Here is a 19,327-nt window from a genome sequence, read left to right as displayed (position 1 = left end):
ACCGTACGGCGCTGTCGCCCGAACGGATCAGCGACGCAGGATGAAGAAGTACGGTTCGGTCATGCCGCGCATATCCATCACGCCGAACAGAGTGTCGGCGTCGACCCGGCGGAAGTGGTCGATGATGGGCAGGTGGTCGTAGACCATCGCCGCGCTGAGGACGCCGCGGTATTCGACGGCGCGCAGGCGAGCCGTGTAGCGCTGGGTTCGTAGGGCGATTCCGGTGTAACGCAACGATTTCCGGACGGCGCGCACACCGGGAAGCGGTACCTTCCCGGTGAGCGAGAGCGGTACCCGGCGCGGGTCGACCGCGAAGATCTTGCCCTCGGTGTCGGAGAACAGCAGCGGATGGACGGAATTCGCGTCGTCGAACTGTTTGCCGTACCAGCCGGACGCGCCGAGTACGCCGTCGAACGGGTGACCGGTCCGGATCTCCGAACCCTGCCAGCGCCCGGTCACGATCTCGTCGACCGCCGCCACCGGCAGCCGATCGAACAGTGCCCACGCCTGTTCGGGTGTGCACCCGTCGGCCTGCAACCGCGCCAGTTCCTCGGTCGCCGACCGGACAGTATTCGATGTCATCCCAGCTCTCCTCACACAGCACTGTTGCGAGAACAACTGTAGCTATCTCTCACTCCCGGTGTGCCACCAGGTCGGGGCAGCCACCGTGTGCTGCGCCACACCGCTTGACCTCGAGTGCGCTCGAGGAACGAGGATCGAATCGGTGCTCGCGGTGCGAGCGCACACCCGCTCCGGGAACATCACGCCGATGATCCCGGTCGGCTCCCGCCGGGTCCCGTACACCCACCGGCGGGAGCTTGGGGCACCCCCGGAAACGCGACAGCCGCAACCTCGTCGGAGGTGCGGCTGTCGCATGTTTCGGGGGTGCGGGGATTCACGCCGAAACGGCGATCTCCCATTCGTAGACGGTCAGTTCCGAGGAACCGCTCGTGTGCACCGGATCGGTGAAGGCGATCTCGCGCGCGGCATCGAGGCTCTCGGCCAGGATCACGTACGCGCCGCCGCTGCCGTCGGTGAACTTACCGCTCTCCTGCAGCTGACCGCGTTCGAGCAACGCGTCGAGGAATCGTCGGTGCGGTTCGATCGTCGCGGCGTCGAAATTCGGCGTCCGCATCGCCATGACCAGGTATTTTCTGGTCATACGTCGGTGCCGGGCCGCGGCGCCCGCGTCGCGGCGGCCGCCGCGCGCACCTGGGGAGCGACCAGCACGACCTGGCCGAGCACACCGTTGACGAAGGACGGCGAGTCGTCGGTGGACAACTCCTTGGCCAGTTCCACCGCCTCGTCGACCGCGACCACCGGCGGAACATCGTTGGCGTGGAACAACTCCCACACCGCGATACGCAGGATCGCGCGATCGACGGCGGGCAGCCGCGACAGCGCCCAGTCCTGCAGGTAGGACTCGATGGTGCCGTCCACCCGATCCAGATCGTCGGCGACGCCTTCGACCAGGGTGTGGGTGTAGGCGTGCACGGGCGCGACCGACTGGTCGTGGGTCGCCAGGTCGACCCGCTCGGAAAGCAGGTCGGCCACGTCGACATCCCTGGCCTCTGCCTCGAAGAGCAGGTCCACCGCGCGACGCCTGGCCTTATGCCGGGCGCCGAGCTTCTTGAAGTTGGACTTCTTGTCTACCGGCTGTTCCGCCACAGTCACCATTATCCCCGCGCGCCGAACCGGCGATCAGGCATTGACCCGGCCGAGGTAGCTGCCGTCGCGCGAATCGATGCGCAGCTTGTCACCGGTGTTGATGAACAGCGGGACCTGCACCTCGGCGCCGGTCTCCAGGGTCGCCGGCTTGGTGCCGCCGGTGGAGCGGTCGCCCTGCAGGCCGATATCGGTGTGCTGCACGATCAGCTCGATGGAGACCGGGAGCTCCACGAACAGCGGCGCGCCCTCGTGCACGGCGACCTGGACCGCCATGTTCTCCAGCAGGAAGCGGGCGCCCGCGCCGATGGTGGCCTCGGCGATCGACAGCTGGTCGAAGGTCTCGCCGTCCATGAAGATGTAGTCGGTGCCGTCGTGGTACAGGTAGGTCATATCGCGGCGGTCGACGGTGGCCGTCTCCACCTTGACACCCGCGTTGAAGGTCTTGTCGACGACCTTGCCGGACACGACGTTCTTCAGCTTGGTCCGCACGAAGGCGGGCCCTTTACCCGGCTTGACGTGCTGGAACTCGGTGATCTGCTGAAGCTGACCATCGATTTTCAGCACTAGGCCGTTCTTGAAGTCGCTGGTGTCCGCCACTGTCCTCGGATCTCCTAGTTCGTAAACTTCGTTGTCGTAAACACTGTTGTCTCGCGCGACCGTCGTCAGACGACGGTCAGGTCTTTGCTGGTGTGGGTGAGCAACTCCGGGCCCCCTTCGCGCACCACGAGCGTGTCCTCGATCCGGACCCCGCCGCGGCCGGGAAAGTACACACCAGGTTCGACGGTCACCGCCACGCCAGACAGAAGTGTAGCGGTTCCGGTTTTCGCGATTCCCGGCGCTTCGTGGATCCGCAATCCGACGCCGTGCCCGAGACCGTGCACGAACAGCGCCCCGTGACCCGCGGCTTCGATCACCGCGCGGGCCGCGGCGTCGACGTCGGCGGCCTTCACGCCCGGGTGCAGCGCCTTGCGCCCGGCCCGCTGCGACTCCTCGACCAGGGCATAGATCTCACGCTGCCAGTCCGACGGCTCGCCGAGTACCAGGGTGCGGGTCATATCGGAGTGGTAGCCGCCGATCACGGCGCCGAAATCGAGTTTCACGAAATCGCCCGGCGCGAGCACCGCCTCGGTGGGCCGGTGGTGCGGAACGGCGGAATTGACGCCCGCGGCCACGATGGTCTCGAAGGAGATCGCCTCCGCGCCGTGTTCGAACATCGCCCATTCGAGGTCGCGCGCCACCTGCCGCTCGGTGCGGCCGGGACGCAGACCGCCGCGTTCGAGCAGGGTCGCAAGACCCGCGTCACCGGCCGCGCAGGCCGCGCGCAACTGCTCGACCTCGTAGTCGTCCTTGACCGTGCGCAACTGTTCGACCAGTCCGGGAGCCGCGACGAATTCCAGGCCGGTGCCCTGCTCGACGAAACCTCGATGCTCGTCGACGGTGACGACGTGGCTCTCGTAGCCGATCCGGCCCATCTGCCATTCCCCCGCCAGCGCGACGATCCGGCGCGCGGTGGCCCGCGCGATCTCGGCGCGCAGATCGGGCACCTGTTCGGCGATCTGGCTGTGATACCGGCCGTCGGTGCCGATGACGGTGCGATCCTCGGCATTGCGCATATCCCAGGAATGCACGAGCAGCGTGGCGTTGGACCCGGTGAATCCGGTCAGGTACCTGATGTTCACCAGATCGGTGACCAGCAGGGCGTCGACTTCGTTCTCCACCAACAGACTGCGCAGCGCACTCCGGCGCGCGGCGTAGTCGGGCCAACGGCCGGCGCGATCAGCAGACATGGGTCCAAGCTACCGCGACGCGGGCCCGCTCGGCCCCCCACGGCCCGGACGGCCGCCGAATCCGTGGTCACCGCGCCACCGCCCCGGCGCCCGGATTCCGCACGATGTCCACATGGGAGCCGAATTCCCTTGGAGCGGAACATCGCATATCCACATATGGCGAAACCATCCACATTCCGCGAATCACGCCGCACGGCGGTCATATCTCGGACGAGGCTGGTCGGCATGGAACCCACGGCGCTCGCGACACTCACCGCATGGTGCGCGGTTCTCGGCTGGTTCGATCTGCGTCACCGCAGGCTGCCGAATTCGCTGACCACCACCGGTGCCGCCGCGATTCTCGGATATGCCCTGGGCACAACACGATTCACCGTCGCGGTCACCGGCGGGCTGCTACTCGCCGCGCTGTACCTGGCGATTCATCTCCTCGCGCCCGCCGCGCTGGGGGCCGGTGACGTCAAGCTCGCGGTCGGGCTGGGAGCGGCGAGCGCGTTGGGCGGTGCGCAGGCGTGGGTGTGGGCGGCCCTCGGGGCGCCCACGCTGACGGCGGCGGCCGGGGTGGCCGTCCTGGCGGCGCGGCGCGCGGATCACGGCGTGCCGCACGGACCGTCGATGGGCCTGGCGACCCTGGTCGCGCTGATCGCGACGGCATCGTGAGATCCGGCGGGTCGCGGGGTTGCGCGCGCACCCCGCGACGACGATGAAACAACAGAGCGCGCCACCGTCGACGTGCCCTCGATCACGAAAGACCGGATGCACCCACGCGGGGTCCGACATGGAAGGATATAGAGCGTGCTGCGCTGGATAACTGCTGGAGAATCTCACGGTCCCGCCCTCGTCACCATCCTGGAGGGGATGGTCGCCGGTGTCGAGGTGACGTCGGACGATATCTCCGCGCAACTGGCCCGCCGTCGGCTCGGGTACGGGCGTGGCGCCCGGATGAAATTCGAGGCCGACAAGGTCACCATGGTCGGCGGTGTCCGGCACGGACGCACCATGGGCGGCCCCGTCGCCATCGAGATCGCCAACTCCGAATGGCCGAAATGGACCACCGTCATGTCCGCCGATCCGGTCGATCCGGCGATCCTGGCCGACCTGGCACGTAACGCACCGCTGACCAGGCCGCGCCCCGGCCACGCCGATTACTCCGGCATGCTCAAGTACAACTTCGACGACGCCCGCAATGTGCTCGAGCGGGCCAGCGCCCGCGAGACCGCGGCCAGGGTCGCGGCCGGTACCGTCGCCCGCAACTTCCTGCGCCAGGCGTTCGGGGTCGAGGTCGTCTCGCACGTCGTCTCGATCGGCACCGCCGCCAACACCACCGGCATCACCCCGACCGGCGCCGATCTCGCCACCGTCGACGAGAGCCCTGTGCGCGCCTTCGACAAGGACGCCGAGGCGGCGATGATCGCCGAGATCGAGGCGGCGAAGAAGGACGGCGACACCCTCGGCGGTGTCGTCGAGGTGATCGTGGAAGGCCTTCCGGTCGGTCTCGGCTCGTTCATCAGCGGCGCCGACCGCCTGGACTCCCGCCTGGCCGCCGCCCTCATGGGCATCCAGGCCATCAAGGGCGTAGAGGTCGGCGACGGTTTCGAGACGGCCCGCCGCCGCGGTAGCCAGGCCCACGACGAGATGCGACCCGGCCCCGACGGTGTGCTTCGATCCACCAACCGGGCGGGCGGCCTCGAAGGCGGCATGACCAACGGCGAGGCGCTGCGCGTCCGCGCCGCCATGAAGCCGATCTCCACGGTTCCGCGCGCGCTCTCGACCGTGGACATGACCACGGGCGAGGAAGCCGTCGCCATCCACCAGCGCTCCGATGTGTGCGCGGTACCCGCCGCGGGCGTGGTGGCCGAGACGATGGTCGCGCTCGTCGTCGCGCAGGTGGCGCTGGAGAAATTCGGCGGCGACTCGCTCACCGAGACCGTCGACAACATCCACAGCTACATCAAGCGGGTGAGCACCCGGCCCCACATTCCCTCGGACAGTCGGTCGCAATGATCGTGCAGACCGACCCACGCACCCCCCGCGTGGTGCTGGTCGGACCGCCCGGCGCCGGAAAATCGACGATCGGCCGCAAACTCGCCAGGGAACTCGGGGTCGAGCTCTACGACACCGACGCGGGCATCGAGCGCGAGACCGGACGGACCATCCCCGACATCTTCGCCGTCGACGGCGAACCCGAATTCCGCAGGATCGAGGAACGCGTCGTTCGCCGCGCCGTTCTCGGCGAACGCGGAGTGGTCTCCCTCGGCGGCGGCGCGGTGCTGTCGGAGAGCACCAGGGCGCTGCTGCGCGACCGTACCGTGGTCTACCTCGAGATCAGCATCGCCGAAGGATTGCGCCGCACCGGGGCGAGCAACCAGCGACCCCTGCTCAACGGTGCCGACCCCGGCGCGAAATACCGCAAGCTGATGCGTGAACGCCGCCCCCTCTACCGCGAGGTGGCGACCGTCCGCGTGCGCACCGACGGACGCAGTCCGGGCCGGGTCGTCCGAATGATCCTGGACAAACTCGGCATGGACTCGGTCGCGCCGAGTACCGATCCCGAGCCGGATACCACCGTCGAAGCCGTGCCCGCTCCCGCAGGCAGGCGGTCGCGCACCCGCCGACGAGCCCGGGCCCGGGCATCGGCCAAGCACAAAACCACCGAAACCACCGAGCCGACGCCCGATCGCACCGACGATCCCGCCCCGAGGCAGCGCTCACGCCGCGCCCGGGGTCGTCGCACCCCGAACAACGGCACGAGCGGCCAATCCGCCACGGCGAACAGCCGCGCGAACAACCACCGCGTCGCGACGGAGGCGGGCGTCGACAGGCATTCCGGTCCGTCGCCCGACGCGATCACCGACGCCGGGGCCTCGGGGACGAGGCGTCGGCCGCGTCGAGCGCAACGCGCGGCGGGCGCTCCGAGCCCGGTAGCGGGCACGGACGGTACCGAGATTCCCGACTCGGGCACGGCACCGGCGGTGCGCCGGGTCACCTCCCGCCGCACCGACGGTGCCGTGCCCGATACCGGCACGCTCACCGAATCGCAGGGCCGGGACCGCACGGCCGATGCCAACCGGGGCACCGGGGAGCGTCAGCCCGGGCGTTCACGTCGCAGGCGTGCCCCGCGCGGTCGCGGCCGAGCCGAGAAACAGTCGGCGGGCACAGAATCGGAACGGCGCACATGAGCACCGCGGGTCGACGCGCGATCAGGCGTGCACGCCCGTGGTCGGCAGTACGAGCGGGCCGGATCCACGACCGCGCGGCACGACATTTCGTAACGAGAGAATCGGAGCATTCGTGACAGAGCCGAGGCGTATCCAGGTCGAGACCGCCGACCCGTATCCGGTCATCATCGGGCGCGGACTGCTCGGTGAACTCGTCGAATCGGTGGCGGGGGTGACCACGGGGGTCCGCACGGTCGCGATCTTCCATCAGCCGCCGCTCGCCGAGACCGCCGAAGTGGTGCGCAAGGCGTTGGCCGACACCGGGATCGACGCACACCGGGTGGAGATCCCGGACGCGGAGGCCGGTAAGGAACTGGCCGTCGCGGGTTTCTGCTGGGAGGTTCTCGGCCGGATCGGTCTGACCCGCAACGATGTCGTGGTCAGCCTCGGCGGCGGCGCGGCGACCGATCTCTCCGGTTTCGTCGCCGCCACCTGGATGCGCGGCGTGCGGATCGTGCACGTGCCGACCACCCTGCTGGCGATGGTCGACGCCGCGGTCGGGGGCAAGACCGGTATCAACACCGAGGCCGGTAAGAACCTGGTCGGCAGTTTCCACGAACCGGCCGCCGTACTCGTCGATCTGGCGACGCTGGAGACGGTGCCGCGTAACGAGATCGTCGCCGGCATGGCCGAGATCATCAAGGCCGGTTTCATCGCGGACCCGGTCATCCTGGATCTGGTCGAACGCGATCCCGAGGCCGCGCTGGATCCGACCGGCGAGGTGCTGCCCGAACTGATCCGCAGGGCGATCCAGGTCAAGGCCGATGTGGTCGCCGCCGATCTCAAGGAAGCGAGCCTGCGCGAGATCCTCAACTACGGGCACACGCTCGCACACGCCATCGAACGGCGCGAGCGCTACCGCTGGCGGCACGGTGCGGCGGTGTCGGTCGGGCTGGTCTTCGCCGCCGAACTGGGCAGGCTTGCCGGTCGTCTCGACGACGCCACCGCCGATCGGCACCGTGCGGTGCTGACCGCCGTCGGGCTGCCCGTCTCCTACGACGCCGACGCGCTGCCCCAGTTGCTCGACGCGATGCAGACCGACAAGAAGACCCGCTCGGGCGTCCTGCGTTTCGTCGTCCTCGACGGCCTCGCCAAGCCCGGCCGTCTGGAAGGCCCCGACCCGACCCTGCTGGCGGCGGCCTATTCGGCCATCGCCCGCGAGGAGAGCCCCAGCGGCGGCGCGGTCCTGCTCTAGCGCTCACATGCGACGAGGGCGCACTCCACGGGGAGTGCGCCCTCGTCGTCTCCGCGTCAGTGCGCGGACGCCACCGGGTGCCGCTCGGATTCGACACTCACCGATTTCTCCGCCGCGCGTCCGGCGACCATGCGACCGATCCCGACGCCGATCAGCGCGGGGATGAAGATCAGCAGGATGATGAAGGACGCACCCGCTGTCACTTCGAAGAGCAGTCCGTTGTCGCTGAGGTCCATCTTCGGGAAGAAGTCCACGATCCAGGAGACCAGACCGCTGCCGACACCGCCCGCGACCGCCGCCTTCAACCATCGGATGGTCAGGTCGGAGCCGCGTTCGGGGTCCGGGTTGTCCAGGCGATCGGCGCGGCCGTCGAGCACACCCCATGCCACGATGACGGCGAGCAGTACGACCAGGCACAAGATCCGCATCGAACTCCCGTGCGTCGGCCAGTACACCATCCCGAACCCGAGCCCGATACGCAGGCCGACGACCAGCACACCGAGCGCGAAAGCCCGCAGAACCCAAGCAGTCATATCGACTACCTTAACGCCCAGCTCGCCGCAACAGAACTAGAACAGGTATCAGAAATGTGGCCGGGAGGGGATCACTCCTCCATCGCCGAGGCCATCTCGGCGCGCGGCGCGGGGCACCCGGTGAACTGCTCGACCTGGCCGTAGGCCTGATGCAGCAGCATCCGCAACCCACTGACCACCGTATGACCGGCTCGGGCCACGGCCACCGCGAGCGGTGTCGGCCACGGGTCATAGATCGCGTCGAGTACCACGGGAGCGTGCGCCACCGACGCCGCGATGACCGCGGCCGCCTCCGACGGAATGGTGCTGACCACCGCACCGGCCTCGGCGCACACCGATTCGACGGACTGCGCGTCGAATCCGGCCACCGCGACCGCCATGCCGAGGCGTTCGGCCAATTCCACCGCACCGCGCGCACGTCCGGCGTCGCGGGCGAAGACCGTCACCGATTTCGCGCCGAGCGCCGACAGTCCGAGCAGCGCCGGACGCGCGGTACCGCCCGCGCCGAGTACGGCCGCGCTCTCCAGCGCGGTGACACCGCCCTCGCGCAGCGCGCCGACCACGCCGTCCACGTCGGTGCAGTCGGCACGCCAGCCGCCCGCCGTGTGGACCAGGGTGTTGGCGGAGCCGACCAGTTCGGCGCGCTCGGTGCGCTCGTTCGCGTACGCGAGGGCCGCTTCCTTACCCGGCATGGTGACCGACAGCCCGACCCATTCCGGACCGAGACCGTCGACGAGACCGGGCAACTGCTCGGCCGAACATTCGATCCGCTCGTAGGTCCACGGCAGCCCGAGCGCGTGGTAGGCCGCCAGATGCAGCTGCGGAGAGCGCGAATGCGCGATGGGCTTGCCGAGCACCGCGGCCTTGCGGGCCGCGGCGCCATCGACCGCGGCCCCGTTCGCCACGGTGCCGTTCACCGCCGCACCGCGTTCATCGGCCACTGTCGAGGATTCCGCTGTCCTCGGCCTTCTCGATATTGCGTAGGTGTTCGGAATAGCTCTGAGTGAACAATGTGGTGCCCTTCATGTCGATGGTCACGAAGTACAGCCACGGTCCCGGCTCGGGATTCTCCATGGCGCGCAGAGCGTTCAACGACGGCGCGGCGATCGGGGTGGCGGGCAGCCCGGCCATCGCGTAGGTGTTCCACGGCGTGCGGGTGGCACGGTCGCTGTCGGTGGTGGCGACCTCGGTCTGATCCAACGCGTAGTTGACGGTGGAATCGAATTCCAGCTGCTGACCCACCTCCAGCCGGTTCATGATGACCCGCGCCACCTTGGGCATATCCTGCGGCAACGCCTCGCGTTCGACGAGCGACGCCGCGATCAGCGTCTCGTAGGGTGACAGTTTCGTCGTCGCCCCGGATTGGAGCAGGCCGGTCGACTCGTAACTCGTGGCGCTCGCGCTGACCAGCTGTTTCAGGATCTGCTGCGGCGAGGCGCTCGGATCGAAGTCCCATGTGCCCGCCGCGATCAGGCCCTCGAGCTGCCTGGCGCGATCCGGGACCGCCTTCACCCTGGCCTGCGCCCAACTCGGCACGCCGAGCGCGCCCAGATCGGCGTCGGCTCCCGCGGCGGCGAGCTGCTCGTAGGTGACACATTTCTTCGCGGTGGCGGCGCCGATACAGCTGGCGGCGGCGATCTTGGTGTAGATCCCCTCCTTGCGCGCCCCGGTGTTCACATCGTGCTGGTCGTGCAGCAGCCTGCCCTCCGACACGACGACATTGCCGACCCGCGAATTCTTGCCGAGCAACGCCGTCACGGCGTCCAGGGCCGGCACCTGACTGGGGATGGCGTAGAAACCCGGCTGCACCGCGTTCATCCCCGAATTGCGCACCGCCGCTTCGTAGAACGCGCCGCTGCTCTTGACGACGTCCTTGTCGACCATCGACGAGGCGATCTCCTTGGCGGTATCGCCCGGATGGACCTGGACCACCACCAGCGGCCCGCCCGGTCCGGCGTAATCCTCCGGAATCGCCACCGACCTGGCGAATTTCATACTCGCGAAGCCGACCGCGCCGATGAGCACCACGATGAAGAATCCCGCGACCAGCCACAGGGTCCTGCGGCGTTTCTTCCGTTCCTCGGCCTTGCGCGCCGCCGCCCGCGAGCGCTTCCCCCGCTGGGAGCGTTTCGCCGGGGGACGTCGTCCCGAACGACCGCGTTCCGGGGGTTCCTGCCTGCCGACCCGGGGGCCGCGCGCTCTCGGCGGCGGCGGCGGTTCGGGCTCCTCGTCCTCGAGGTCCTCGTATGAAGGCTCGTCGTACCGCGGTTCGTCATACCGAGGCTCGTCGTCGGTGTACCGAGGGATGACGTTGGTGTCGTCCTCGTAGTCATCCCAATCGTCGGGCTCGTCCTGGGAAGTGCCGTGCCCACCCCAGGCTCGGTCGTCTCGCTGATAACGCCGCTCAGCCTCGCGCTGTTTATAGCGTTCCTCAGCCCGTGCCCACCGATCCGTCATGCATCGTCTCCGAACGACGCGTCACCCATCGACGCCTCTTCGACCGACTTCAACACCGCACTCCGTTCGTCCAACCATCCTTGCAGGATCGACACGGCCGCTGCCTGATCGATCACCTGCCGCTGGCCACGCGCGCGAACTCCACTGTCCCGCAATGCACGTGCAGCTGACACGGTAGTCAAACGTTCGTCGGAAAGCCTGATCGGCACGGGATCAATTTCCATCCGCAAACGTTCCGCGAACGCGATCGCGAGGTCGGCCGCGGTTCCCTTCTCCCCGCGCAGGGTCCTCGGCAGGCCGACGACGACCTCCACCGCCTCGTATTCCCGCACAATGTGGGCAATTCTCTCGATATCCGCGGCGGGACCACCGGCCCGGGATTTTTTCGCCCGCGCCACGGTCTCGACCGGCGTAGCCAGGATACCGTCGGGATCACTCGAGGCGACCCCGATTCGGACGCTGCCGACATCGATCGCGATCCGTCTGCCCCGGCCCGGATCGGACGCCGAATCGGGCCGGTCCGCGGCGCGCGACCGACCCGACGGCTCGGAACTCTCCGAATCGCCCATCAACCGGCCAGTTCGGCCACCCGGGCGCGGACCGCGGCCAGGCCGGCCGCGATCCCGGAGGGATCCGAGCCCGCGCCCTGTGCCATCTCCGGCTTGCCGCCGCCGCGGCCCGCGATACTCGGTCCGAAACTCGCCACCAGATCGCCCGCCTTGAAGCCAAGACCCTGCGCGCCCTTGTTCACCGTCACCACGAACGGCACCTTGCCGTCGGTATTGCCGAGCAGCACGACGACCGCCGGTTCGCTACCGAATCGACCGCGGATATCGGTGGCCAGTGTCCGCAGATCTCCCGCCTGCACCCCTTCGGGAGCCGCGACGGCGACCAGCAACACCCCGCCGACACGCTCGGCCTGGTCGACGAAGGCACCGGCCGAGGACAACACGGCGGCCATCTTGGTCCGCTCGAGCTCCTTCTCCGCCACCTTCAGTCGTTCCACCAGCTGCTCGACGCGCGCGGGCACCTCGTCGGAGGGCACCTTGAGCGAGGACGCGACACCGGCGAGCAGCGCGCGTTCCTTGGCCAGGTACTTGTAGGAATCCAGGCCGACGAACGCCTCGACGCGACGGATCCCCGACCCGACCGAGGATTCGCCCAGCACCGTGATGGGCCCGATCTGCGAGGAATGCCGCACGTGGGTGCCGCCGCACAATTCCATCGAGAACGGTCCGCCGATCTCGACCACGCGGACCTCGTCGCCGTAGTTCTCGCCGAACAGCGCGAGCGCGCCCATCTGCTTGGCCTTGGGCAGATCGGTGACGAAGGTGTTGACCGGGAAATTCGAGCTGACGGCGTCGTTGGACACCGCTTCGATATCGGCCTTCTGCTGTTCGGAGAGCTGGCCCTGCCAGTTGAAGTCGAAGCGCAGGTAGCCGGGTTTGTTCAGCGAACCGGCCTGCACGGCGTTGGGGCCGAGCACTTGACGCAGCGCCGCGTGCACCATGTGGGTGCCCGAATGACCCTGGGTCGCGCCGCTGCGCCACGCCGGATCGGCCTGGGCGAGCACGACATCACCCTCGGTGATCTGCCCCTGCTCCACCGTCGACTTGTGCACCCACACCTTCTTGGCGATCTTCTGCACGTCGTTGACGCGCAGTTTGATCCCGGCGGCGGTGATGGTGCCGCGATCGGCGATCTGGCCGCCGGATTCGGCGTAGAGCGGGCTGCGATCGAGGATCACCTCGACGTCCTGTCCGACCGTCGCGACCGGAACACGCACCCCGTCGGCGATGAGCGCGAGCACATGCGCCTCGGAGGTGAGTTCGTCGAATCCGGTGAACTCGGTGGGGCCGCGGTCGACGAGATCCTTGTAGACGGTCAGGTCCGCGTGCGCGTGCTTGCGGGACCTGGCGTCCTCCTTGGCGCGCGTGCGCTGCTCGGCCATCAGCGAGCGGAAACCGGCCTCGTCCACGGCGAGTCCGGCCTCGGCGGCCATCTCCAGGGTGAGGTCGATCGGGAACCCGTAGGTGTCGTGCAGGGTGAAGGCTTCCGAACCGGGGATCGTCTTGCCACCCTTGGCCTTCACCGCGGACGCGGTGTTGTCGAACAGGGTGGAGCCGGTGTTCAGCGTCTTGAGGAACGCCGTCTCCTCGCCCACCGCGACGGTCTCGATGCGCCGGAAATCGGTGGCCAACTCCGGATACGACGGCGCCATCAGATCGCTGACGACCTTCATGAATTCGGCCATCACCGGCTTCTCCGCGCCGAGCAGCCGGGCCGAGCGCACGATGCGGCGCAGCAGGCGGCGCAGCACGTAGCCGCGGCCGTCGTTGCCCGGGTTGACGCCGTCCGCGATCAACATCGCGGCGGTGCGCGCGTGGTCGGCGATGACGCGGAAGCGCACGTCGTCCTCGTGCTGGACACCGTAGGAGCGTCCGGTCAGCTCCTCGGCCTTGTCGATGATCGGGCGGCAGAGATCGGTCTCGTAGACGTTCTCCACGCCCTGGAGCAGGAAGGCGACACGCTCGACGCCCATGCCGGTATCGATGTTCTGCTTCGGCAGCGGGCCGAGGATCTCGAAATCGTCCTTGCCGATCCCCTGACCGCGCTCGTTCTGCATGAACACGAGGTTCCAGATCTCGAGGTAGCGATCCTCGTCGGCCTCGGGGCCGCCATCGACACCGAATTCCGGGCCGCGGTCGAAGTAGATCTCCGAACACGGACCGCACGGACCCGGGATGCCCATCGACCAGTAGTTGTCGGCCATTCCGCGGCGCTGGATGCGCTCGGAGGGCACACCCATCTCCAGCCACATGCGTTCGGCCTCGTCGTCGTCGAGGTAGACGGTGACCCAGAGACGTTCGGCGTCGAAGCCGTAACCGCCGTCCTCGACGCTACCGGTCAGCAGCGACCAGGCCAGTGCAATGGCCTCGCGCTTGAAGTAGTCGCCGAAGGAGAAGTTGCCCGCCATCTGGAAGAAGGTGTTGTGGCGGGTGGTGATGCCGACGTTCTCGATGTCGAGGGTGCGCACGCATTTCTGCACGCTGGTCGCGGTCGCGTACGGCGGGGTTTGCTGACCGAGGAAATACGGCACGAACTGCACCATGCCCGCGTTGACGAACAGCAGGTTGGGGTCGGCCAGGATCAAGGACGCGCTGGGCACCTCGGTGTGGCCGGCACGGACGAAATGGTCCAGGAATCGCCGTCGGATCTCGTGGGTCTGCACAGATATCCAGCCTACCGGTGCCGCGCACGTGGTTTTTCATCGCCCGCCGCTCGCACCGGCCGCCCCGGGGCGCGATACGGGCGCCGCCACGGCTACCGGCCGCGAACGATGCGGCGCAACTTCTGCACGCGCGGGCCGATCTCACGCTCGTACCCGTGGTCGGTCGGGGTGTAGTAATCCGCGCCGACCAATTCGTCGGGCGGATACTGCTGGGCCAGCACGCCGTCCGGATCGTCGTGCGGATATTTGTAGCCCTGCGCGTTGCCGAGCGCGGCGGCCCCGGAGTAGTGACCGTCACGCAGGTGGGCAGGCACCGAGCCCGCCCTGCCCGCCGCGATATCGGCCATGGCCGCGCCCAGCGCGGCGGGCACCGCCCCCGATTTCGGGGCGGTGGCGAGATGGATCGTGGCGTGGGTCAGCGTGAGCTGCGCCTCCGGCATCCCGATCAGCTGCACGACCTGGGCCGCCGCGACGGCGGTTTGCAAGGCGGTGGGATCGGCCATGCCGATGTCCTCGCTAGCCGAGATCACCAGGCGACGGGCGACGAAACGCGGATCCTCGCCCGCGCCGAGCATCCGCGCGAGGTAGTGCAGCGCCGCGTCGACGTCCGAACCGCGAATCGATTTGATGAACGCGCTCACCACGTCGTAGTGCTGGTCGCCCGCGCGGTCGTAGCGCACGGCGGCCTTGTCGACGCTCGCCTCGACCAGGGCCACGTCGACGGTCCCGTCGAGTGAGGATTCCGCGGAGGCTTCCAACGCGGTCAGGGCACGGCGCGCGTCACCTCCCGCGATCCGGACCAGATGATCGAGAGCGGGTTCGGTGACGGTGTAGGAGTCGCCGAAACCACGCGGATCGGTGATCGCGCGGCGCAGCACCGACCGGATATCGGCGTCGGTCAGCGAATGCAATTGCAGGACGAGCGAACGCGACAGCAGCGGCGACACCACCGAGAACGACGGATTCTCGGTGGTCGCGCCGACCAGCAGCACGATCCGGTTCTCCACCGCCGCCAAGAGCGCGTCCTGTTGGGTCTTCGAGAACCGGTGCACCTCGTCGATGAACAGCACGGTGGACTCGCCCGCCGTGAGCCGACGGCGGGCCAGATCGATGACCGCGCGTACTTCCTTGACCCCGGCCGACAACGCCGACAGTGCCTCGAATCGTCGACCGGTGGCCTGTGAGATCAACGAGGCGAGGGTGGTCTTCCCGGTGCCGGGCGGACCGTAGAGCAGCACCGATGCCGCACCGGAACCTTCGATGAGCCGTCGCAGCGGCGAGCCGGGACCGAGCAGATGCTGTTGGCCGACCACCTCGTCGAGCGACGCCGGACGCATACGCACCGCCAGCGGCGCCGCGGTGCCCGGCCCTCGGAAATCCACGCCCGCCCCGCCCGGCATATCCGACTCGGGGCCCGCGTGCCCGGGCACGTCGAAGAGCCCGTCGCTCATGCGCGCGCCTCGCCCGGGCGCGCATCCGACGCTCGGCGGCACCCGAATCGCTCGCTCATGCATTCGACCGTACCGCCCGGGTACGACACCGGATCGCGTCGCCCGCGACGACGCGACCCAGTGTCCCCGACCGGTCCGAACAGGTGGCCGAGACGGGTCATCGACTTGCCTCCCGCTCGCCGATCGACTGTGATCGGTACCCGTGGCCGTAAACGATGCCGTTTCAGACCCGTCTCCCCTCGGATCCCTCGCCCGACGCACCGTGCTGAAAGGCGGGGCGGCGGCAGCGACGGCGCTGTTCGCGACCGGTACCGCGCGGGCCGCCGTCCCCGTCTTCGCCCACGGGGTCGCGTCGGGCGACCCGCTGCCGACCGGCGTGATCATCTGGACCCGCGTCACCGTCTCCCCCGACGCGACCCCGGGTTCCGGGGCGGGCGCACCGGCGACGGTCGGCTGGGAAGTCGCCCGAGACGCCGCCTTCGCCGAGCCGGTGGCATCCGGAAGTGTCACGGCGACTTCGGATTCCGATCACACCGTGAAAGTCGACGTCACCGGTCTCGCACCCGGCGGCGTCTACCACTACCGTTTCACCGCGCTCGGTGAGTCCTCCCCCGTCGGCCGCACCCGCACCGCCCCCGCCGTCGCCGATTCCCCGGAACGCCTGCGCTTCGGCGTGGTGTCGTGCTCGAACTGGGAGGCGGGCTTTTTCGGCGCGTACCGCCACCTGGCCGCACGCGACGATCTCGACGCGATCGTGCACCTCGGCGACTACATCTACGAATACGGCCGTGGTGAGTACGGCGGCCGCACCGGAGCCGTCCGACCGCACGAGCCGACCGTGGAGATCGTCACCCTCGCCGACTACCGCATCAGGCACGCCCAGTACAAGACCGATCCGGACCTCGCCCTTCTGCACTCGCGACTGCCGTTCATCTGCACCTGGGACGACCACGAATCCGCCGACAATTCGTGGTCGGGCGGCTCGAGCACACACGACCCGGCGGTGAGCGGCGACTGGCGCGACCGCCGGGCCGCGTCGGCGCGCGCCTATCTCGAATGGATGCCGTTGCGCGCCAACGGGTCCGGCGAACAGGCCAAGATCTACCGCCGCCTGCGGTTCGGCACGCTCGCCGAACTGTCGATGCTGGATCTGCGCAGTTACCGAGATCGCGAGGCCGAGGCGGTCACCGGCTGGCGCGATATCGACGATCCGGCACGCACCATCACCGGCAAAGCGCAGATGGAGTGGCTCACAGCCGGTGTGGCCTCGGCCCCGGTGCAGTGGAAACTGATCGGCAATTCGGTGATGATCGCGCCGCTGGTCTTCCCGCCGCTCGAACCCGCCACCACCGAAGCCTTCACCCGGGTCATGGGATTACCGCAGGCGGGCATCCCCGCCAATGCCGACCAGTGGGACGGATACACCGCCGATCGCCGAACCCTGTTCCGCACTTTGCACGACCAGCGGATCGGTGACGTGGTGTTCCTGACCGGCGATATCCATTCCTCCTGGGCCGCCGATCTGCCGATCGACGCCGCGAACTATCCGGGCGGGCCCACCGTCGGCGCGGAATTCGTGGTCCCCTCGGTCACTTCGTCCAGTATCGGCGAATTGATCGGCGCGCCACCGCGCACCGCCGCCGTGCCCATCGAGGCGGCGGTGACCGGCGCGAACCACCACCTGCGCTATGTCGAACTGGAATCGCACGGCTACGGCGTCCTCGATGTCACCACCGAACGCGCCCAGATGGACTGGTTCTATCTGGCCGATGTGGAAAATCCCGATTCCGCTGTGCGGCACGGCGCTTCGTTCGCCGTGCCGTCGGGCGGGCGGGTCACGCCGCGCTCGGCTCCGGTCCACTGACGAGCGGCGGACGGGAATAAGTCCGGGGCGCCGCTGTTGGTCCGGGTATGACGAGTGCCGACTTACTGATCGATGCCTTCGGCCGGATCCGGGAGAACGTGCACGGAGCCGTCGAAGGTCTCACACAGCACGAACTGGACGCCGCGATCGAGCCGGGCACCAATTCCATCGCCTGGCTGATCTGGCATCTGACCAGGGTTCAGGACGATCACGTCGCCGAGGTGGCCGACCTGGAGCAGGTGTGGACGACGGCGGGCTGGGCCGAGCGCTTCGGCCTCCCGTTCCCCGAGGCCGACACCGGGTACGGGCACGGCCCGACCGAGATCGCCAGGGTCACGGCAACCGCAGAGCTACTTCTCGGCTACTTCGACGCGGCGCACGAGCAATCCGTGAAATACGTCGCCGGATTGACCGATGCCGATCTCCCGCGCGTGGTCGATATCCGGTGGGATCCGCCGGTCACCCTCGGTGTGCGGCTGATCAGCGTCATCGACGACGATATCCAGCATTCCGGGCAGGCCGCGTTCCTCCGCGGCGTACTCCTGCGCCGCCGCTGATCGCGACCCCGCCGACGGGCCCCTACTCTGCCCAGCGCTCTTCGAGCCGGGCCGACACATCCTCCGCGAAATCGCCGACGATATCGTCGCCGGTGCAGCGGGCATCCTCGGCGAGGGCGGCCCAGCGGTTGATCAGCGCGTCCGAACGCGGCACCGACAGGCCGTGCTCGCGGGCCGCGGCGATCCGCGCGTGATCGGCGGGCAGGAACCAGTAGGTGCTGAGCCATACCCAGATCAGCCGGGCCTCGAGGATGCGCTCGGCGAGGACGTCGTCATCGGCGAGCGCGGGCCACACCCCGACGATCTCGGAGCGCCAGGCCTCGATCATCTGCCCGCCGCGTTCACGTGACAGCTCGAAATCGCACAGGCAACCGGGGAAGGACACCAGCGCGTACGCGATATCAAGCGTGGCGTCGCGGAATCCGCCCCATTCGTAGTCGAGGAACCGCGCGCCCTCCTCGTTGAGGATCACATTGTCGGGGCACAGATCCGACGGGCTGAAGGCGCGGAACCGGCCCGCGGAGAACAGTCGGTTACCGCGCACGATGCGCTCGGCGATCTCACCGGGCACGTCGACGCCGATTTCGCGCTGGAGCAGTCCCGGCACTTCGGCGATGGCGGATTCGGCCTGCTGGGCGATGCCGTCCACCCGGTGCACGACCTCGACCCGGCGCAGCAGCGCGACGAAATCGGCCTCACGTCCCACCGTCGCCGCGTGCATGCGGCCCATGGCCTGCGCGAAGGCCATCAGCGCGTTGCGGGTCGCCGGTTCGGCTCCGGTGCGCAGGGCCTGGGTCAGCAGCGAGTTCTCGCCGAGGTCGCTCAGGATGAGCAGCCGGTCCGGCAGGCTGTGCGCGATCAGGTAGGCACCGGGCCGTTGGTCGCGGCCGAGGGCGGTGGTGAACTGGTAGGAAGCGGTTTCCCGGAGGAACGCCGAATCGACGCTGGCCACGCCGGGCGCCAGCCCGCCGGTCCTGCGATCGCGTGCGGCACCGCGGACCTGCTTGATGATCAGGGTCCGAGGCAACGAATAGGCATTCTCCGACACACGCACGCGTAGGACTGTCGTCCTACCACTTCCGCTGAGTTCCATCGGATCGCTCAGCTTGACCGCAGCACCCATTCGCTTTGTGAGCAACTGTTGTGCTGCGGACACGACTTCGGCGGCGCGTTCGGCCAATAGTGCGGTCATCGACTCCCAAGCTACTCGCATCAGGTCACTTCTAGCGACCTGTTACACAACCTTTCCGCGTCGCTCGGCGTGTCCGGCCTCCAGCTCGCGGAACCCACGGCGCTTGCTTGACACTATTGCGGCGGTCGGGTTTTCTCATCGTCAACTGCTGTGCGCCACATGGCAAACCAGGTGCC

General features: G+C 68.5%; 17 protein-coding genes and 1 pseudogene. 6 read left to right on the top strand and 12 right to left on the bottom strand.

Going from position 1 to position 19,327, the window contains the following annotated elements:
* Positions 1 to 27: 27 nt before the first annotated feature.
* The 5 genes from DAT37_RS22835 to DAT37_RS22815 form a co-directional block, all read right to left on the bottom strand.
* Positions 28 to 582: a DUF4334 domain-containing protein gene (locus DAT37_RS22835; RefSeq protein ID WP_109526864.1), complete on the bottom strand. Its 555-nt coding sequence runs from the start codon at positions 580 to 582 to the stop codon at positions 28 to 30.
* A gap of 313 nt (positions 583 to 895) precedes the next feature.
* Positions 896 to 1,162 (bottom strand): YciI family protein, encoded by a 267-nt coding sequence (locus tag DAT37_RS22830; RefSeq protein WP_109526863.1) that lies wholly within the window; start codon positions 1,160 to 1,162, stop codon positions 896 to 898.
* Positions 1,159 to 1,668: a transcription antitermination factor NusB gene (gene nusB, locus DAT37_RS22825; protein ID WP_109527339.1), complete on the bottom strand. Its 510-nt coding sequence runs from the start codon at positions 1,666 to 1,668 to the stop codon at positions 1,159 to 1,161. Before nusB ends, DAT37_RS22830 begins: the two co-directional genes overlap by 4 nt.
* Positions 1,669 to 1,701: 33 nt before the next feature.
* Complete coding sequence (efp, locus tag DAT37_RS22820; protein WP_109526862.1) at positions 1,702 to 2,265, bottom strand: elongation factor P; 564 nt, start codon at positions 2,263 to 2,265, stop codon at positions 1,702 to 1,704.
* Between the two features lie 65 nt (positions 2,266 to 2,330).
* On the bottom strand, positions 2,331 to 3,455 hold the full coding sequence (locus tag DAT37_RS22815) for a M24 family metallopeptidase (RefSeq protein ID WP_109526861.1): 1,125 nt from the start codon (positions 3,453 to 3,455) through the stop codon (positions 2,331 to 2,333).
* Between the two features lie 225 nt (positions 3,456 to 3,680).
* On the opposite strand from DAT37_RS22815, the gene DAT37_RS22810 reads away from it, so the two are divergent.
* From DAT37_RS22810 to aroB, 4 genes and pseudogenes are all read left to right on the top strand, one after another.
* Complete coding sequence (locus tag DAT37_RS22810) at positions 3,681 to 4,112, top strand: prepilin peptidase (RefSeq protein WP_109526860.1); 432 nt, start codon at positions 3,681 to 3,683, stop codon at positions 4,110 to 4,112.
* A 135-nt stretch (positions 4,113 to 4,247) separates the two neighbouring features.
* Positions 4,248 to 5,456: a chorismate synthase gene (gene aroC, locus DAT37_RS22805; RefSeq protein ID WP_109526859.1), complete on the top strand. Its 1,209-nt coding sequence runs from the start codon at positions 4,248 to 4,250 to the stop codon at positions 5,454 to 5,456.
* Positions 5,453 to 5,971 (top strand): annotated as a pseudogene (locus DAT37_RS45640) (shikimate kinase); the annotation flags it as partial. The gene aroC and the pseudogene DAT37_RS45640, both read left to right, overlap by 4 nt.
* 772 nt (positions 5,972 to 6,743) lie before the next feature.
* Positions 6,744 to 7,865, top strand: coding sequence for a 3-dehydroquinate synthase (gene aroB, locus DAT37_RS22795; protein WP_109526857.1), 1,122 nt, complete (start codon positions 6,744 to 6,746; stop codon positions 7,863 to 7,865).
* Positions 7,866 to 7,921: 56 nt separating this feature from the next.
* Here aroB and DAT37_RS22790 read toward each other — a convergent pair whose 3' ends face one another.
* From DAT37_RS22790 to DAT37_RS22765, 6 genes are all read right to left on the bottom strand, one after another.
* Positions 7,922 to 8,398, bottom strand: a complete 477-nt coding sequence (locus DAT37_RS22790) for a B-4DMT family transporter (RefSeq protein WP_109526856.1) — start codon at positions 8,396 to 8,398, stop codon at positions 7,922 to 7,924.
* A 71-nt stretch (positions 8,399 to 8,469) separates the two neighbouring features.
* Positions 8,470 to 9,303: a shikimate dehydrogenase gene (locus tag DAT37_RS22785; protein ID WP_109527338.1), complete on the bottom strand. Its 834-nt coding sequence runs from the start codon at positions 9,301 to 9,303 to the stop codon at positions 8,470 to 8,472.
* A gap of 25 nt (positions 9,304 to 9,328) precedes the next feature.
* A complete protein-coding gene (locus DAT37_RS22780) occupies positions 9,329 to 10,855 on the bottom strand; it encodes an endolytic transglycosylase MltG (protein ID WP_109526855.1) in 1,527 nt (508 codons plus the stop codon).
* Positions 10,852 to 11,424 carry a Holliday junction resolvase RuvX gene (ruvX, locus tag DAT37_RS22775; protein ID WP_109526854.1) on the bottom strand — a complete coding sequence of 191 codons (573 nt, stop codon included), beginning with the start codon at positions 11,422 to 11,424 and terminating at the stop codon, positions 10,852 to 10,854. The genes DAT37_RS22780 and ruvX overlap by 4 nt, the downstream gene beginning before the upstream one ends.
* Positions 11,424 to 14,087, bottom strand: a complete 2,664-nt coding sequence (gene alaS, locus DAT37_RS22770; protein WP_109526853.1) for an alanine--tRNA ligase — start codon at positions 14,085 to 14,087, stop codon at positions 11,424 to 11,426. The genes ruvX and alaS overlap by 1 nt, the downstream gene beginning before the upstream one ends.
* Positions 14,088 to 14,179: 92 nt before the next feature.
* Positions 14,180 to 15,538, bottom strand: coding sequence for a replication-associated recombination protein A (locus tag DAT37_RS22765; RefSeq protein WP_109526852.1), 1,359 nt, complete (start codon positions 15,536 to 15,538; stop codon positions 14,180 to 14,182).
* 202 nt (positions 15,539 to 15,740) lie between these two features.
* On the opposite strand from DAT37_RS22765, the gene DAT37_RS22760 reads away from it, so the two are divergent.
* Positions 15,741 to 17,402: an alkaline phosphatase D family protein gene (locus tag DAT37_RS22760; protein ID WP_109526851.1), complete on the top strand. Its 1,662-nt coding sequence runs from the start codon at positions 15,741 to 15,743 to the stop codon at positions 17,400 to 17,402.
* Positions 17,403 to 17,449: 47 nt separating this feature from the next.
* On the top strand, positions 17,450 to 17,959 hold the full coding sequence (locus DAT37_RS22755) for a mycothiol transferase (RefSeq protein WP_109526850.1): 510 nt from the start codon (positions 17,450 to 17,452) through the stop codon (positions 17,957 to 17,959).
* 22 nt (positions 17,960 to 17,981) lie between these two features.
* Here the strand turns inward: DAT37_RS22755 and DAT37_RS22750 are convergent, their stop codons facing one another.
* Entirely contained in the window at positions 17,982 to 19,151 is a 1,170-nt protein-coding gene (locus DAT37_RS22750; protein ID WP_109526849.1) for a phosphotransferase family protein, read from the bottom strand.
* Positions 19,152 to 19,327: the final 176 nt, after the last annotated feature.

Source organism: Nocardia aurea (assembly GCF_003123685.1).
Lineage (GTDB): Bacteria > Actinomycetota > Actinomycetes > Mycobacteriales > Mycobacteriaceae > Nocardia > Nocardia aurea.
This window is presented reverse-complemented; position numbering and strand designations above follow the sequence as displayed.

Excerpts from the sequence above, each read along its gene's own strand:
- DAT37_RS22835 (WP_109526864.1), bottom strand. The coding sequence starts at position 582 with ATGACATCGAATACTGTCCGGTCGGCGACCGAGGAACTGGCGCGGTTG.
- DAT37_RS22830 (WP_109526863.1), bottom strand. The coding sequence starts at position 1,162 with ATGACCAGAAAATACCTGGTCATGGCGATGCGGACGCCGAATTTCGAC.
- DAT37_RS22815 (WP_109526861.1), bottom strand. The coding sequence starts at position 3,455 with ATGTCTGCTGATCGCGCCGGCCGTTGGCCCGACTACGCCGCGCGCCGG.
- DAT37_RS22810 (WP_109526860.1), top strand. The coding sequence starts at position 3,681 with ATGGAACCCACGGCGCTCGCGACACTCACCGCATGGTGCGCGGTTCTC.
- DAT37_RS22790 (WP_109526856.1), bottom strand. The coding sequence starts at position 8,398 with ATGACTGCTTGGGTTCTGCGGGCTTTCGCGCTCGGTGTGCTGGTCGTC.
- DAT37_RS22780 (WP_109526855.1), bottom strand. The coding sequence starts at position 10,855 with ATGACGGATCGGTGGGCACGGGCTGAGGAACGCTATAAACAGCGCGAG.
- ruvX (WP_109526854.1), bottom strand. The coding sequence starts at position 11,424 with ATGGGCGATTCGGAGAGTTCCGAGCCGTCGGGTCGGTCGCGCGCCGCG.
- DAT37_RS22765 (WP_109526852.1), bottom strand. The coding sequence starts at position 15,538 with ATGAGCGACGGGCTCTTCGACGTGCCCGGGCACGCGGGCCCCGAGTCG.
- DAT37_RS22755 (WP_109526850.1), top strand. The coding sequence starts at position 17,450 with ATGACGAGTGCCGACTTACTGATCGATGCCTTCGGCCGGATCCGGGAG.
- DAT37_RS22750 (WP_109526849.1), bottom strand. The coding sequence starts at position 19,151 with ATGACCGCACTATTGGCCGAACGCGCCGCCGAAGTCGTGTCCGCAGCA.